The organism is Pseudoalteromonas sp. SR45-6 (assembly GCF_014163545.1).
Taxonomy (GTDB): Bacteria; Pseudomonadota; Gammaproteobacteria; order Enterobacterales; family Alteromonadaceae; genus Pseudoalteromonas; species Pseudoalteromonas rhizosphaerae.
In genome coordinates, this window is the sequence record NZ_JACJDM010000024.1 from 50,055 (window position 1) to 65,379 (window position 15,325).

14 protein-coding genes are annotated in these 15,325 nt (G+C 40.2%); 11 read left to right on the forward strand and 3 right to left on the reverse strand.

Going from position 1 to position 15,325, the window contains the following annotated elements; all coding sequences use genetic code 11:
- Positions 1–107 precede the first annotated feature (107 nt).
- From upp to H5158_RS11900, 5 genes are all read left to right on the forward strand, one after another.
- Positions 108–737, forward strand: coding sequence for a uracil phosphoribosyltransferase (gene upp, locus H5158_RS11880; protein WP_145236059.1), 630 nt, complete (start codon positions 108–110; stop codon positions 735–737).
- A gap of 2 nt (positions 738–739) precedes the next feature.
- Positions 740–1,972: a uracil-xanthine permease family protein gene (locus tag H5158_RS11885; RefSeq protein WP_182718725.1), complete on the forward strand. Its 1,233-nt coding sequence runs from the start codon at positions 740–742 to the stop codon at positions 1,970–1,972.
- A 149-nt stretch (positions 1,973–2,121) separates the two neighbouring features.
- Positions 2,122–3,864 carry an HAD-IIB family hydrolase gene (locus tag H5158_RS11890; protein ID WP_182740084.1) on the forward strand — a complete coding sequence of 581 codons (1,743 nt, stop codon included), beginning with the start codon at positions 2,122–2,124 and terminating at the stop codon, positions 3,862–3,864.
- Positions 3,857–5,077: a glycosyl transferase gene (locus H5158_RS11895; protein ID WP_149980138.1), complete on the forward strand. Its 1,221-nt coding sequence runs from the start codon at positions 3,857–3,859 to the stop codon at positions 5,075–5,077. Before H5158_RS11890 ends, H5158_RS11895 begins: the two co-directional genes overlap by 8 nt.
- 68 nt (positions 5,078–5,145) lie before the next feature.
- Positions 5,146–6,918, forward strand: coding sequence for a sugar phosphorylase (locus H5158_RS11900; RefSeq protein ID WP_182718727.1), 1,773 nt, complete (start codon positions 5,146–5,148; stop codon positions 6,916–6,918).
- A gap of 28 nt (positions 6,919–6,946) precedes the next feature.
- Here the strand turns inward: H5158_RS11900 and H5158_RS11905 are convergent, their stop codons facing one another.
- Positions 6,947–7,999, reverse strand: coding sequence for an ABC transporter substrate-binding protein (locus H5158_RS11905; protein WP_182740085.1), 1,053 nt, complete (start codon positions 7,997–7,999; stop codon positions 6,947–6,949).
- 149 nt (positions 8,000–8,148) lie between these two features.
- Here H5158_RS11905 and H5158_RS11910 point away from each other — a divergent pair, with 149 nt between their 5' ends.
- The gene (locus tag H5158_RS11910) at positions 8,149–8,538 is read left to right on the forward strand and encodes a cytochrome b562 (protein WP_182718730.1); all 390 of its coding nucleotides are present in this window, start codon (positions 8,149–8,151) and stop codon (positions 8,536–8,538) included.
- A gap of 72 nt (positions 8,539–8,610) precedes the next feature.
- On the opposite strand, the gene ykgO is transcribed toward H5158_RS11910, so the two are convergent.
- Both ykgO and H5158_RS11920 read right to left on the reverse strand, forming a co-directional pair.
- Complete coding sequence (ykgO, locus tag H5158_RS11915) at positions 8,611–8,754, reverse strand: type B 50S ribosomal protein L36 (protein ID WP_149980141.1); 144 nt, start codon at positions 8,752–8,754, stop codon at positions 8,611–8,613.
- Between the two features lie 2 nt (positions 8,755–8,756).
- Positions 8,757–9,008, reverse strand: coding sequence for a type B 50S ribosomal protein L31 (locus H5158_RS11920; RefSeq protein ID WP_145236032.1), 252 nt, complete (start codon positions 9,006–9,008; stop codon positions 8,757–8,759).
- Positions 9,009–9,232: 224 nt separating this feature from the next.
- On the opposite strand from H5158_RS11920, the gene H5158_RS11925 reads away from it, so the two are divergent.
- The 5 genes from H5158_RS11925 to H5158_RS11945 all read left to right on the forward strand — a co-directional run bounded on the left by H5158_RS11925 (position 9,233) and on the right by H5158_RS11945 (position 14,545).
- On the forward strand, positions 9,233–9,520 hold the full coding sequence (locus H5158_RS11925; RefSeq protein WP_182740086.1) for a hypothetical protein: 288 nt from the start codon (positions 9,233–9,235) through the stop codon (positions 9,518–9,520).
- 952 nt (positions 9,521–10,472) lie between these two features.
- Positions 10,473–11,309: a tyrosine-type recombinase/integrase gene (locus tag H5158_RS11930; protein WP_182740087.1), complete on the forward strand. Its 837-nt coding sequence runs from the start codon at positions 10,473–10,475 to the stop codon at positions 11,307–11,309.
- Complete coding sequence (locus H5158_RS11935) at positions 11,306–12,394, forward strand: IS91 family transposase (RefSeq protein WP_182740088.1); 1,089 nt, start codon at positions 11,306–11,308, stop codon at positions 12,392–12,394. The genes H5158_RS11930 and H5158_RS11935 overlap by 4 nt, the downstream gene beginning before the upstream one ends.
- 1,073 nt (positions 12,395–13,467) lie before the next feature.
- The gene (locus H5158_RS11940; RefSeq protein WP_182740089.1) at positions 13,468–13,983 is read left to right on the forward strand and encodes a hypothetical protein; all 516 of its coding nucleotides are present in this window, start codon (positions 13,468–13,470) and stop codon (positions 13,981–13,983) included.
- An 88-nt stretch (positions 13,984–14,071) separates the two neighbouring features.
- Positions 14,072–14,545, forward strand: a complete 474-nt coding sequence (locus H5158_RS11945; protein ID WP_149980143.1) for a hypothetical protein — start codon at positions 14,072–14,074, stop codon at positions 14,543–14,545.
- Positions 14,546–15,325: the final 780 nt, after the last annotated feature.

A 15,325-nucleotide genomic window follows, 5' to 3' on the forward strand; every position in this document is an offset into this window, starting at 1 on the left:
TAGGAACATAAAATAATTTTTTTATTGCACTGATCATGCTTTTTTAAAGTCTGATGGAATTTTTTAAGCTAAAATAAGCGCAATTTATTTTTCTTTTAGGCGCTATTATGACTATTCATGTAATTAACCACCCACTTGTTCAACATAAACTTGGCCTTATGCGAGAATATGGCATTAGTACTAAGAGTTTCCGTGAGCTTTCGTCTGAAGTGGGTACATTATTAACCTATGAAGCGACTAAAAACCTGCCACTGGAAAAAGTAACAATTACCAGTTGGGATGGTAATCAATTAGATGTTGAACACATCAAAGGTAAAAAAATTACTGTTGTGCCAATTTTACGTGCTGGCCTTGGCATGATGGATGGTGTTATGCAGTTACTGCCTGCTGCAAAAGTCAGTGTTGTGGGCCTGCAACGTAATGAAGAAACATTAGAACCAATTCCTTACTTTGAAAAGTTAGTAGGCAAAATTGATGAGCGCTTGAGCCTCGTTATTGATCCAATGCTCGCAACTGGGGGCTCGATGATTGCGACTATCGATATGCTGAAAAAAGCGGGTTGTAAAGAAATTAAAGTGATTGTATTGGTTGCCGCACCTGAAGGGGTTGAAAAAACCCTTGCAGCTCATCCTGATGTAGAGATTTTTACCGCATCATTAGACAGCCACTTAAATGAGAAAGGCTATATAATTCCTGGTCTTGGTGATGCTGGCGATAAAATTTTTGGTACTGTCTAACAGTGGATAACTCTACCTTTTCAATCAAAACAATTTTAACTGGGGCGCAAATGTTATTTGTCGCCTTTGGTGCCTTGGTGTTAGTTCCTTTATTAACGGGGCTTGATCCAAATGTGGCACTTTTTACGGCTGGTATTGGTACCTTGCTGTTCCATTTGGTAACTAAAGGTCAGGTGCCGATATTTTTAGCTTCATCATTTGCGTTTATCGCCCCTATTATTGCCTGCGTGCAGCTATGGGGTGTGCCTGCCACAATGGGGGGCTTAATGGCTGCAGGCGGGGCTTATATGTTGTTAAGTCTATTAGTGAAATTAAAAGGTGTAGCTACCCTGCATAAAATATTACCACCAGTTGTGGTCGGTCCGGTGATCATGGTAATTGGTTTAGCACTGGCACCTGTTGCAGTTAATATGGCAATGGGTAAAAGCGGCGATGGTTCAATTCAGTTGATTGCGTACGAGCAAGCCATTTGGGTGGCGGCATTTTCGTTGTTAGTGACGCTAATTTTCGCGGTATGGGGCAAAGGTGTATTTAAGCTGATCCCTATCTTAGCTGGAGTCATCGCAGGTTACAGTTTATCGCTATATTTAGGGATCGTGCAATTTGATGCTGTTACTAATGCACCGTGGTTTGCAATGCCAGCTTTTACTTGGCCTGAGTTTAAATGGCAAGCGGTGTTATTTATGGTGCCGGTGGCAATAGCCCCCGCTATTGAACATATTGGCGATATGATGGCGATTAGCCAAGTCACCAATAAAGACTATTTGAAAAAACCGGGCTTACATCGCACCTTGTTTGGTGATGGATTAGCTACTACTGCAGCGTCTATATTCGGCGGGCCACCTAATACCACCTATTCAGAGGTCACCGGTGCAGTGATGCTTACGCGTAACTTTAATCCTAAAGTGATGATGTGGACTGCCATTATCGCCATTATTTTAGCGTTTGTGGCTAAAATGGGCGCTGGTTTGCAAACCATACCAGTACCTGTGATGGGGGGGATCATGATTTTGCTGTTTGGCTCAATTGCTGTGGTGGGTTTAAATTCGTTAGTGAAAAGTGGAGAAGACTTAACGGCTCCACGTAACCTCAGTATTGTGGCACTCATTTTAGTGTGTGGCATTGGTGGTATGCATATCGGTGGCAACGAATTTAGCTTACAAGGCGTGAGCCTATGCGCTATTTTAGGCATAGTGCTTAATTTAGTGTTACCAAAGGCTGATAAGCCAACGTAATATTTTGCACATTCAGCTAATGATTTGCACCAAAATAGCGCATTTAATATGCGCTATTTTTTTAACTAACTAAAAAATATAAAGTTATAAAACTGGTCTAGTAACTGCATTTACCTCATTAACAGTGTCATACTGATCAGGAGCGTTTAATGCAAGAGACAAATATTGTGGATATCACCCCATTTTTAGCAAAACATCAGCTGCCACTCAAATATCAGTATTTGAGTGAACAGTATTTCGTCCCACTCGCTGAAGATATTCTCCACAGCAAACCAACTGATGGTCCAATGCTGGTGGCAATCAATGGTTGCCAAGGCTCAGGTAAAACGACATTAGCAGATTTTTTAGTTACTTGGATCAACTGTAATACAGCGTTTAATAGTATTGCGATGTCGATTGATGATTTTTATCACAGCCACGCGCATCGTCAACAATTAAGTAAAGATGTACATCCGTTATTTGCAACGCGTGGTGTGCCAGGTACCCATGATACAGCACTTATGCAGCAGACTTTTACCGCGTTACTTGCAGGTGAAGTAGGGGTGCCTTTGCCACAGTTTGATAAACAAACCGATGATCCAGTTACGCAAGCGTTATGGCCTACTAATAAACAGCCTGTTGATATCATTTTTTTTGAAGGTTGGTGTGTTGGTAGCATAGCGCAACAACCTTATCAATTACATCAATCAGTTAATCAATTAGAACAATACGAGGATCCTGAAGGTATTTGGCGACGCTGTGTAAACAGTTGTTTAGCGAATGAATACCAAGATATTTTTGCAATGATTGATTATACCGTGATGCTAAAAGCACCGTCATTTGCCGACGTATATGGGTGGCGATTAGAGCAAGAGCAAAAATTACTGTCGCATAAAGGACGAGGCCAAGGAACGTTCGATGAGCAACAATTAGTGCGATTTATTTCTCATTTTGAACGTATTACGCGAGAAAATTTAACTCAGTTACCAGAGCAAGTCGATGCATTACTGAGCCTAGATAAAGTACGTGATATTAGTGCCATGAAGCTTCGCGCTGATGATGTTGCAATGCCACTTATTTTCACTGATTTAGACGGTACGTTACTTGATCATAACGATTACCAATGTACTGAGATTGCTCCGTTTTTAAGCCAATTGAGCCACGCAGGTATTGCTGTAGTATTCAATACCAGCAAAACGTTTGCAGAGGTAATCGCACTGCAAAAATCACTTGGGTTAAACCAGCCGTTTATTATTGAAAATGGCGGGGCTGTATATATTCCAAAAAATTATTTTTCATTAAAACCAATTGGCTGCGAAGAGCTGGATGAACACTGGCGTTATGCGCTGTCGCCAACCAATAAACAGTTGTACAGTGAATTACTTGAATACGGTAGCGAGTTTAGTGCTTATTACCGTTTGTTCAGTCAATTATCAGCGCAAGAAGTCAGTCAGATAACAGACTTGAGCCTAGCACAAAGCGAACTTGCCCGTATTCGTGAATATTCAGATCCGCTTTTTTGGCAAGGCACAGAGCAACAGCTACTTGACTTTTTAGAAGCAATAAAACCGCTTGGTTATGAAGTGTTAATAGGCGGGCGTTTTATTCATTTAAATCGCAGTACCAATAAAGGTAAAGCGCAAAACTGGTTAGTAGAGCAATTTAAAAAACATTGTCGTCATGCTTTCACCACTATTGCACTGGGTGATAGCCAAAATGATATGGCGATGTTGGATGCCGCAGATATCGCGATTTTAATTAATAATCCTGCCAGTAAAGCCAAGGCAAAATTATCCCACAAACCATGGCGTGTTAGTGAACACCCAGCCCCACAAGGTTGGCTCGATGAAGTAGCAGATCTAAGTGTTATCAAAGCGCAATTAGCGTCTAATCAGGAGCAATCACATGGCTGATTTTTACCAAAATGGCATCATAACAACATTACATAATATTGCCGACCGTCCGCTGGCTGATCTAGAAGCTGAACTCGTTAGCTTTTCAAAACAACGGCCAATGGGCTTGATTTTACCCTCCTTGTACAGTGAACTTGAGGGCTCTGCATTACAAAATATTGTGCAAGAATTGAAACATGTTCCTTATTTGTCGCAAATTACGATTGGCTTAGACAGGGCCGATGAGAGTCAGTATCGTCATGCATTACAATTTTTTGCAGAGCTTGACCAACATCACCGCGTGCTTTGGAACGAAGGGCCACGTTTGCAAGCACTCGATAAAGAGTTGCAAGCGTTAGGCGTCGCGCCGCGTGAACTCGGCAAAGGCCGTAATGTGTGGTACTGCATGGGTTATAAATTGGCAACGGCAAAAGTTGAGTCAATAGCACTGCATGATTGTGATATTTTAACTTATGACCGTAGTTTATTAGCGCGATTAATTTATCCAGTTGCTCACCCGCGCTTTAACTATGAATTTTGTAAAGGCTTTTACCCTCGTACTGCTGATGGCAAGATCAATGGCCGTGTATCGCGTTTACTCGTTACTCCTTTATTGCGTTCATTTAAAACCATTTTAGGCAGCACTGACTACCTTGAATATATGGATTCATTTCGTTATCCGCTGGCGGGGGAATTTTCGTTTCGCCGTGATGTGCTCAACGATATTCGTATTCCTAGCGATTGGGGCTTAGAGATTGGCGTACTGTCTGAAATGTACCGTAACTACTCACACAATCGCTTGTGCCAAGTAGATATTGCAGATAACTATGATCATAAACACCAAGCGCTGTCACTGGATAATCAAGCGGCTGGCTTATCAAAAATGTCGATAGATATCACCAAAGCGCTGTTTCGTAAGTTAGCCACGCAAGGAGTGACATTTACCACGGAAACCATTCGGTCACTTAAAGCAACTTATTATCGTATCGCACTGGATTTTATTGAAACTTATCATAACGATGCCATGATGAACGGCTTAAAACTCGATATTCATCAAGAAGAAAAAGCAGTAGAAATGTTTGCGCAAAACATTATGAACGCAGGTGAGCATTTTTTACAGTATCCAATGGAAGCGCCATTTGTGCCAAGCTGGAACCGAGTTGCTTCAGCAATGCCAGATGTGTTTGCGCGTTTAGAAGAAGCAGTAGAGCTTGATAATAAAGAGTTTTCATAATAATACTTAAGCAGAGAAGTAATTACAGATAAATAATTAAAAATTAGTATAAACAACGGGGTAGGGTAATGAGTAAAGCGTTATTTGAACAACGGGTTGAACAGCACCTGACGAGTATATATGAGGGTGTTGACTTATGTATGAGTATTGATGCGCTTGCAAGCATGTTGATCACTACCATGTTAAGAGACGACCCGGTTCGAGACCCTACGCCGCATAAAAACCGCTGGGATCAGCAAGATGTAATTTTGATTGCTTATGGCGATTCAATTATGCGTTATCGCGATGCAGATCAAGCAGTTGCGGTACCGAGTGAACCACCGTTACATACCCTTCATCGGTTTATGAAAAACCAGTGTGCGGGAACGATTAACGCGTTGCATATATTACCTTTTTATCCTTATAGCTCTGATGAGGGCTTTTCGGTAATGAACTATGTACAAGTGAATGAATCTCTTGGTAGTTGGGATGATATTCAAGGAATAGCTCAAGATGTAAAGCTAATGGCTGATTTAGTGATCAACCACTGCTCTAGTCGCAGTCGTTGGTTTGAAAACTTTATTCAGGGCAAAGAGCCGGGGTTAAGCTACTTTAAAACAGCTAGCTTAAATGACGATCTATCTGACGTTGTGCGACCAAGAACATCACCGCTACTTAATACAGTGCAAACGGCACTAGGGGAGCGCCATGTTTGGTGCACATTTAGCCCAGATCAAGTTGACTTAGATTTTGCTAATCCATTAGTGCTTAATGAATTTGTAGGTATTATTCGCCATTACTTGGATAATGGTATAAAGATATTTCGCCTTGATGCTGTGGCTTTTTTATGGAAAGAACTTAATACTTCTTGCATTAATTTACCGCAAACACATGAAGTGATCAGATTACTGCGAACGCTAATAGAGCATGTGGAGCCAAGTGCAGTTATAATCACTGAAACAAACATTCCTAATCGTGAAAATTTATCTTACTTTGGTAATGCCAATGAGGCACATTGTATTTATAACTTTTCATTGCCGCCTTTGTTATTACATACCTTGCTCAGTGGTGACAGTAAAGCGCTCAAACATTGGATGATGAGCATGCCGCCAGCGCAAAATGGTACTGCCTACTTTAATTTTATAGCTTCTCACGATGGAATTGGCTTACGTCCTGTCGAAGGGTTGCTTGACGAGGATGAACTAGGGCAAATGGTCAATACGGTTAGTCGCTTTGGCGCAAAGGTGTCAATGCGCACAGCGAATAATGGCACCAGCTCACCCTATGAACTTAATATTGCGTTATTTGATGCCTTACAAGGCACTCATAAAGGCGTGGATAAGTGGGGCTTACAACGTTTTACCTGTGCTCATGCTATTATGTTTGCCCTCGAAGGCATTCCTGGGCTTTATATTCATAGTTTACTTGGTACCACCAATGATTATGAACGCTTTGAAAATAGCCAGCATAACCGCTGTATTAACCGTCATCGTTGGCAAGAGTCGGCACTACTTGAAAAGCTTGCCGATCAATCAAGTCATCATTATCACGTGTTTACTCAAATCAATAATTTACTGGCTATTCGTAAGCAGCAAGATGCTTTTCACCCTAATGCGACGCAATTTACCTTACATTTAACCGGTGCTTTATTTGGTTTTTGGCGTCAAAGTATAGACCGTAGGCAAAGTGTTTTTTGTGTTTATAACATTAGCGATGAGCCTCAGACTCTGCTATTAGCTGATCTGAACTTAATTGATACTGAGCAGTGGTTTGAACTTATTTCTGCTCAGGCAATAGAGCAGGGGCAACAAAGTATTGAACTTGCGCCTTATCAGCCGCTATGGCTATCGAATCGACAATAGTTAGCTATTTTACTGGAAAACGGCAGAGTTACTGTAAAGGGCTGTAAATCCCCTTTACAGTTTTACTAAATTGAGCAAAATCAATGTCGGCTAAATCAGTTTCATTTATGTGCTTTACAAGAGGTATGGTTTCAGTAGTAAGGTTACTGAATATGGATAAATATGAATGATTTAGGGGAACTCGAGTATTTTCATTATGATGATCAACTATATTAATAAGTGCATAGGCACCTAATAGCACATGACCACCCAATGTTATGTCTAATGCTTCGATACCTTGTGGCACAGAATCCCAATTCATCCCACCAACAACTACCTTATGTGCACTATTGAGCGCTTGTAATGCCCGTTTTGCACCAAATCCTATAGCATCATTTGCGCACCAAATAATATTGATCTCAGGAGCAAACTCCATAAACGCTAACGTTTTTATATAGCTTTCCTGTTCAGACCAATTGGCAACCTCTTTTCCAATAAAGTTAACATCTTCATGTTGCTCAACAAATTCAGTTAGGCCTGCAACACGTTCTACCGATGCAGGCGTTGTATAATCACCCATCAGAGCGAGTATATTAGCAGGTTGAGTTGATGTGGTTGTGTGTTTTATAAGTAACTGTTGTGCAAGAGCTTCCCCTGCAGCATAATTATCCGGTATGACGCTGCCAATAATATTAACGCCAGCTCGTTTTAATGATATAAATTTTCCGATAGCAGGTCGGCTATATAAAAAATAAATAGGGATATTTCTGGTATTTAATTTTGCTAAGTATTTACTGACAACGCTTTTTTCATCTACCACAACTAAATAGTCAGGCTTGTCTTTAATTGCCTGCCTAATAAGTTCTTTCATTAAGATATGATTACGATTCGCGTATTTTATGTGCAAGTTTATATCTAAGTCATCCGCCGCATTAAGCATAATCTTAGATACTTTGAACCAAAAGTTACCCGTTGTGTTTATTTCATCTGATGAATCTGCAAAACCAGGATTTACAAAGATAATATCTAATTTGGCAAAGCTCAGAGGGCTAACAATTAAACACAGTAAGAGAATCCACCATTGCTTTTTCAATCTTCGCATTCGCTCTAAACCCAAAACACATCTCATCAACAAAAACGAATTCTAACACAAAATTAATTTTCACCACACTTAGAGTAAGGTTATATTCATAGCTGCTGGAGTGTATAATGATTTTTCATCTTTTTTGAGTTGTAACTGTTAGGATTATTATGAAAGTATTTCTGTGTCTTGTGGCACTGCTGTTTGTTCCGAGTTTATTTGCTAACGACGATTTAGATCTTGAAGCCAACATGAAGAATATGGGGCTTGCGTTCAAGCATACTGTTGAAGCAACACAACTACAGGAGTTTAATACCGCGATCGATGAATTTATGATATTGGTTAAGCGAAGTAAAACAGCCACTTTTCACAAAGAGGCTGAGCAGTCACTGCAAGGTTTAGATAAAGTGATCGCAAAAGCTGAACTTGCAAAAAAATTAGCGAATGAGCAAGGACTCGAAGCAGCCAAAGGACCGTTAAAAGCCATTGATGGGCTCCGTAAGCAATACCATAAACTGCATGAGCCACCAGGGTTTTGGGAGCTGTTGTTCGGTAAGTAGTGTTAGATTGTATTTAAGTTTAGCCTTAAAGACTGTACGCCTATATCAAGGTGTACAGTCTGTGATAGTTGTTTATTTTCTTCCTTTCTTTTTCATACCTTGCACTGCTTTAAAGCGTGGATTGTCTTTACAGATCACAAAAACGCGTCCTTTGCGTTTGACAATTTGACATCCCGGGCGGTTTTTAGCACTTTTCAATGAACTCAAGACTTTCATGATTATTTGCTCCCTAAGTTTTTAAAGCGGCGATTAAACGCAGCAACTCGACCATCTGTTGCAACAGATTTTTGCTTACCGGTATAAAATGGATGTGAGTCACTTGATACATCAATAGGTACGTAAGGGTATGTCTTGCCATCTAACTCAACGGTTCGATCAGTTTTAATTGTTGAACCAATAATAAAGTAGCTATCGGCGGCCGTGTCATGAAAAGCAACCGTTTGGTAATCAGGGTGAATATTAGGTTTCATAAATAGCCTTTTACTGGAAATTAATGTTATGTGATATTATCACTATAATTTATAGTAAATAAGAATTCTTTGCAAATACTATTTTTGAGTTGTTGGTAAAGTAGCTGATTTGATGTTTATTCACACAAACAAGTTAAAAAATCAGCAGTTGATTTAAAAAAACTAGCTATTGGGAATTAGCCTGTTATAAATAATAAGTAATCAAGAATAGGAGTCAGATTATTATGAGTGGATCAGCCCAGCAACAGCATAGTAGTGAACAAAGTCAGGAAATAGATCAGGGCGTCATGGAGACATTACGTAGTCGTGATCATAGTGTCCTAGCACAACAAATAGACCCATTAAGCTGCACCCATAATGACATTGTTGAATTGCTTGCACAGTATTTGGCATTAAGTGATCAAGACGATGATGAAATTTTTGATGCTTGGTTTGATGGCCTTAGTAAAGCGCAACATACGGTTTTAAAAGTATTTGAAGTATATCGCGGTCAGTTTGAGCATCAAGAGTAACTTTTACATATTGGATAAATTGGTTCAGAGTTAATCTTTATAAGGCAATTTGCATTTCTTGCTATTATAGCTGGTCCAAATGCTGCACAAACTCAGCTTGTTAGTAGGCAAGGTGTAATACCAATCGACTTAAATATTTAACCATTCTAGCGAGCTAAATAAAGCGCTAACTGCGTTATAATTTTTTCAATTAGAACAACTGCATGTCAAAATTTACGCCTTGTTATCACTGTATTTATCTGTCGCTATAAATGGTCAGTAACTTAACACGATTGGTATAAAGTTAAGATAGCTTGAGCTTATTTTAATGCACCTTCGCAGCAGAGCACGACAAAGAACAAAACCAGTACGGTATCACATAGACCATTTCGACAGCGTAACCCTTTGGACAATAAGCGTGATCTAATGGTGGATAATGCGAAAACAATTACAAGCAGCAACAAGTTTTAACGAAAAGAGCAGGGTGTTGTTTGGTGGTTATCTGAGCCATCGAATAAAAGCCAGTGAAAATGACGAATAGCTCTATTTTTGATAGGTAGAAAAGTGCCAGAGGCGGGTTATGTATATAACTCGTCTCTGCCCCAAGATGAGTTAACATAATTGCACTAAAGGGCTGCTTTGAGCTGTGAGTCCAACCAGTCATTGAAAGTGGCTAAATATCGTCGTTAATTGATTAGTAAAACTGCTCTTTGCGCATATATTCATGAAAATGAGCGACGCGCGCATATTGTTTTATTTAACTTTTCTTTAAAGTTTTAGAAAACTTGATGATAGTAATACCTTAGGTTATTTGTTAAAACTATATCATACAGAAAAATGAGCGTGGCGTCGGCAGAAATATGCGCGATGAGCGCACTATTAAATTGTTGAACTAAGCCGCTACGCGGAGATCCTATTCTGACCATTTGAGCCACACTTACCTTGGGGTTATCCCATAACTTGGAGGTAAGTCATGAATACACTCATTGAACAAGTCAAAACTGAAATAGCCTATCGAGGTTATTCGCAAAGTACATGTAAAAGCCACTGTGAACATTTACTTAAACTCAGTCACTATTTTAATAAACCGCTTGACTCGATTACGGATGACGAGCTTAACGCCTTTTTTAACGATCCCGCTATTCGTAAACTTTCTAGAGCAAGTCAGAAAATACAAATAAACAGTATTTGGTTCTTGTTTAAGAATATTTTACATCGGCCATTGAACTTAGATATTGCACTGCCAAAAGCGAAGTCGCGCGGACCTACCTATTTATCACGTGATGATATGCGGCGGCTGATAGAAAGCTGTACGGATGATATGCGACTAAAAACGTTAATAGTGGTTTGCTATGGGTGCGGTTTACGTATTGGCGAATTGTTACGTATCAAAGTGCAAGACATCGATGGCCAGCGTAAAACCATTTTAATTGAACAAGGTAAAGGGGATAAGTCACGGTATGTTGTAGTTTCAGATAGCGTACTAAACCAATTACGCAGTTACTGGAAAATGTATCACCCAACGGGTTGGATGTTTTACTCGCGATTGTTAATGGATAAACCTATGTCAGCATCGACCTTCAGGAAGCCATTGAGAAAACACGCACAAGCGTGTGGTTTAAAACACTGTAATCCACATGCACTACGCCATGCTTATGCAACACATCAACTTGAATCAGGAATGCCACTTCATCAATTGCAACATCAGCTTGGTCATAGTGATATTAAAACGACACAAAGTTACTTACACTGGTTACCTGAGTTAGGGCATGGCGGCATTGATTTGCTTGCGAGTTGGAGTAAACAATGAGCGCTTTGCACCTCGCTGATATTTTAAACTCAAATCTTGAGAATTATCGGCAACATCATACGATGAGCTATCAACAACTGCGTGTCTGTCAGCACCTTCAATCATGCAGAACAGGTCAGCTCGGTTATCAAGCATGGCAATGTGATAGCTGTGGGGAGTCGCAGCAGATTGGGTGTAGTTGTCGAGACCGTCACTGTCCGCGTTGCCAAGGCATGGCCACGGCTAAGTGGGTGCGAAGACAGCAAGAGGATTTATTACCGTGTCGGTATTTCCACCTTGTTTTTACGCTCCCTCATGAGTTGAATATCATTGCTCACTATAACCCAAGTGTGTTGTACCAGTGTTTGTTTAAAGCCGTATGGCAAACGCTGTGTAAATTTGCGAAACGAAAGATGCATGGCCAGTTAGGCATGACAAGCGTACTGCATACATGGGGGCAGAACTTAAGTCAGCATATCCACTTGCATTGTTTGATACCCGCAGGTGCACTTGAAAAAACGCACTGGCATGAAATAGAAAAAGACTATTTATACCCCGTAAAAGCGTTATCAACAGTCTTTAGAGGAAAAATGCTGGCGGCGCTCAATGAATGCGATAGTTCATTCGCGAAGATAAACACGCCAACCAAATGGTGCGTGTATAGCAAAGCCTGTTTAACGTACAGTGAAAAGCTAGTTAGTTACCTTGCTCGTTATACCCGAAAAGGCGTGATGTCAGAATCACGATTAGTGTCAGTGAATGAGCAGTCAGTGAGCTTTAAATATCGCGATTATGCAGATAACAACCGCGATAAAGTAATGACACTGAGTTGTGATGAATTTTTACGGCGCTACTTACAACATGTATTGCCGAAAGGGTTTATGCGCATTCGCCACTATGGTTTTTTAGCTAATGCGTGTCGTAAGCGAAAGTTAGCCCTGATAAGGGCTCATGTATCCACCGCATGCAAAGCGGTGAAGCCCAAAACAGAGCAAGAACCATTGATACCGTATTGGCCTTGTCAGTCATGTAAGGTTGGTATCTTACGGTTTATTGGTGTGATAACCTCAGATATTTCGACGAATGAAATAGTTCGAACGAGTTAGCGGCCTAGCTTGCTGCATTAAATCAATGAGTTAACCTGCTTAACTGCTCAGGCTACTCGCGATTGTGCGTGAGAAAAAGATCATTGCTTAACGGTGAAACATTAGGTTTAATAGGTGCATAATAAACGCTGAGTAACGCAGGGATAGCTTAGATACGATAGACACGCCAGTAAAGTTGGCTTGATATCGCTTAGGCCATAAAAAGCAAATTCCCATAGCATAAGTAACACCTCAGTCCAACAAGCGATTATGCAACACAAACTGCGTGTCGCATAATACTAAAATGTTAGGTCAGTGGCGACTGTGCGTACAAAAAATATAATTGCTTAACGGTTAAACATTAGGTTTAATGGATACATAATAAACGCTGAGTAACGCAGGGACAGCTTAGATACGACAGGCACGCCAATTAAATTGGCTTGATATAGCTTAGGTCATAAAAAGCAAATACCCATAGCATAAACAACACCAACTCTGACACACCGAGCAGGTAGCACCTCAGTCCAACAAGCGATTATGCAACACAAACTGCGTGTCGCATAAATACTAAAATGTTAGCTAGCAAATGAGACCAATATACAAATTCTTGATCATTGTTGAAGCCATAATTGGGTTCGGTCCTTTAGTCATACTGTTAGGGCTAGGCTTAATTACTATACCCATCTCAATTATGGGTATATTAGATGGTTATTATGGTGCACTGGTTATGCTACTTATTGAGGTTGGAGGCTTTCTGGGCATGTTCGCGCTTATCTCTGTTTTAATGCATATTCTAGAGCCAAGCAGGTATTTTTTATCGTTTGCTAAATTACGTTTATTTATAATCTGCGGCTTTTGCTCAATCCTTGGGTTTGCATTTATGTCAGGTATAAATATCAAATTCATTTGGCTTCTTATACCAATAGCTGTTGCCGTACACTTTATTTATTTAGGCCGCATATATGTGTTTGCTGCTAGCTAACAAACGCTTTAACCAAGGACGCAAAACAGCAGGCTTGCGCTCCTTCGTCGCTAATTTTAGCCTGCTATTTTACGCCGGTTAAGCGAGGCGTTAGCAGTCTAAAGGAGCCGACTTGCGTATTTTAACTATTTTATTTCTTCTACATCTCACGGTTGGATGCGCAGTTCATGAAATTACTTTTATGAAACCGGAGGGAGAGTTTGGAAAAGCTTCAAAAGATGGATGCGGTCAAATTCCTTTAAATTTCATTTACGACGACCCAGCGACTAAGTTCAAAGTTTTGTTAAATGCTAGGGCTGTTTATCTATCATTAGTCGTCCCCGAAGGGGGTATAGTTGAATGGTATGATTCTTCGATGTCAGTGGAAGTATCAGGTTTAACTGAAAATATAATTGCTGAGCCACTAATCAAAGATGAGCGTATCAAAGAAGTTTGCAGCGGTATTGGGCTATTTAGTTGTAAGAAGTACGACCAATACTACCTCTTCGTTGAGGCACCACAGATATACGAGCGTGACAATGTCAAAATTAAACCGCCTACACCATTAGTAAATGGTAAAGCGATTAAGACTTCAGAAATAAATTTTAAAAAGGTTACAGAAAATATTGTACAAGCAATCAACTGCTAACAATCCAATCAATCCGACCTCAACTCGCTGCGCTCATTGCGTCGGCTTATTGGGGCGTTAGGAGCAAAGGACGTGAGGCGTATCCATTATGAATCGTAAATTGATTCCAATAGTTATTCTTTTTATTTGGCTCTGCCAAGCGGGTTCGAGTAGTTTAAAGAACATCGAATATGCAGAGGTAATCTCTGGACTATCGCGTACCTCTGAGCTTGGCGAATGCAACATAGCTGTCGATATCACGAGATCTTGGCCGTTCTCTTGGACAGCACGTTCAGCGAGAATAAATGTAAAAAATCAGAGTGTGGCTTTAACTTCTTTTACAAGTAAATTTAATGTGCCTGATAGAACATTCCTAAAATCACACAATACCAATTATCACTTTACTTGGAGCCGTCAATTAGAAGACCAGCTTGTTGCGTCTTTTGTCGATGTCGAGATGAAACCAAATGGCAGCGTTCAGTCTGTCAATATCGGTAATTGCCCTAACTATCCAGATAATAACGAATTAATAGGGAATTTAGAGTATTGTAATTCACCAGTGCAGCTAATAAAGTGCACCTAACAAGCGCCTTAACTCCGACAATGTTTAGTTGTCATGGTTTTGGCAAACAACGCAAAAAGCCACGCCAACACATTGCGTGTTAGGCGGGTGTTAGGCAACTAGATGAAATGTAGTGTCTGTGGAAATAAACCTAAACGGAAAATCGAATTTAAAATTAGTCTGTTAGATTGTTTCGGGCTGTTTGTTCTTTGCATTCCTTTCGTTGCAATTTTGTTTGCGATAGTTTATGGAGTAACATCACTGTTTGTCGGCGCCGTTGGTTCAATTTTGGCAGGTGTAAACACAAACCCTGAACTATTAAGGTCTTTAGTATCTGTAGTTATTTTGTATTTTATACTTGCACGCTTCTTTGTGAAGTACATGCCAAAATTGCTCAATATTCTTGGGTATTTCATCAACTATAAGCTGGTTATCTCGGCAGATTGTGAAAAATGCAGCCATAGTTGCATTACACATAGTTACCCAACTGAGCCACATGCGTAACACATTGCCTAACAAGGCCGTTAAACCGTGGACACAAAACAGTGAGCTTGTGCTCCTTCGTCGCCAATTTTAGCCTGCAATTTTGTGCCGTTTACGGCAAGTGTTACCAATGACCGCTCACAGCAGCCCGTTAACTCTAACTCATTTTTGTCCAGAAATGCGCTAGAGTGGCCATCTTCATCGCGCTCAAAGTACTCATTCAGTAAGTTTGGTTACACTACTCTTAAAAATCATCATATTGCGGTTACATTTATGCAAAACTGTGATGTGGCACTATTGTTTTTCCTAAAACCTAAA

Excerpts from the sequence above, each read along its gene's own strand:
- H5158_RS11900 (WP_182718727.1), top strand. The coding sequence starts at position 5,146 with ATGAGTAAAGCGTTATTTGAACAACGGGTTGAACAGCACCTGACGAGT.
- H5158_RS11945 (WP_149980143.1), top strand. The coding sequence starts at position 14,072 with ATGAATCGTAAATTGATTCCAATAGTTATTCTTTTTATTTGGCTCTGC.
- upp (WP_145236059.1), top strand. The coding sequence starts at position 108 with ATGACTATTCATGTAATTAACCACCCACTTGTTCAACATAAACTTGGC.
- H5158_RS11905 (WP_182740085.1), bottom strand. The coding sequence starts at position 7,999 with ATGCGAAGATTGAAAAAGCAATGGTGGATTCTCTTACTGTGTTTAATT.
- H5158_RS11930 (WP_182740087.1), top strand. The coding sequence starts at position 10,473 with ATGAATACACTCATTGAACAAGTCAAAACTGAAATAGCCTATCGAGGT.
- H5158_RS11920 (WP_145236032.1), bottom strand. The coding sequence starts at position 9,008 with ATGAAACCTAATATTCACCCTGATTACCAAACGGTTGCTTTTCATGAC.
- H5158_RS11925 (WP_182740086.1), top strand. The coding sequence starts at position 9,233 with ATGAGTGGATCAGCCCAGCAACAGCATAGTAGTGAACAAAGTCAGGAA.
- H5158_RS11910 (WP_182718730.1), top strand. The coding sequence starts at position 8,149 with ATGAAAGTATTTCTGTGTCTTGTGGCACTGCTGTTTGTTCCGAGTTTA.
- H5158_RS11935 (WP_182740088.1), top strand. The coding sequence starts at position 11,306 with ATGAGCGCTTTGCACCTCGCTGATATTTTAAACTCAAATCTTGAGAAT.
- H5158_RS11890 (WP_182740084.1), top strand. The coding sequence starts at position 2,122 with ATGCAAGAGACAAATATTGTGGATATCACCCCATTTTTAGCAAAACAT.
- H5158_RS11895 (WP_149980138.1), top strand. The coding sequence starts at position 3,857 with ATGGCTGATTTTTACCAAAATGGCATCATAACAACATTACATAATATT.
- ykgO (WP_149980141.1), bottom strand. The coding sequence starts at position 8,754 with ATGAAAGTCTTGAGTTCATTGAAAAGTGCTAAAAACCGCCCGGGATGT.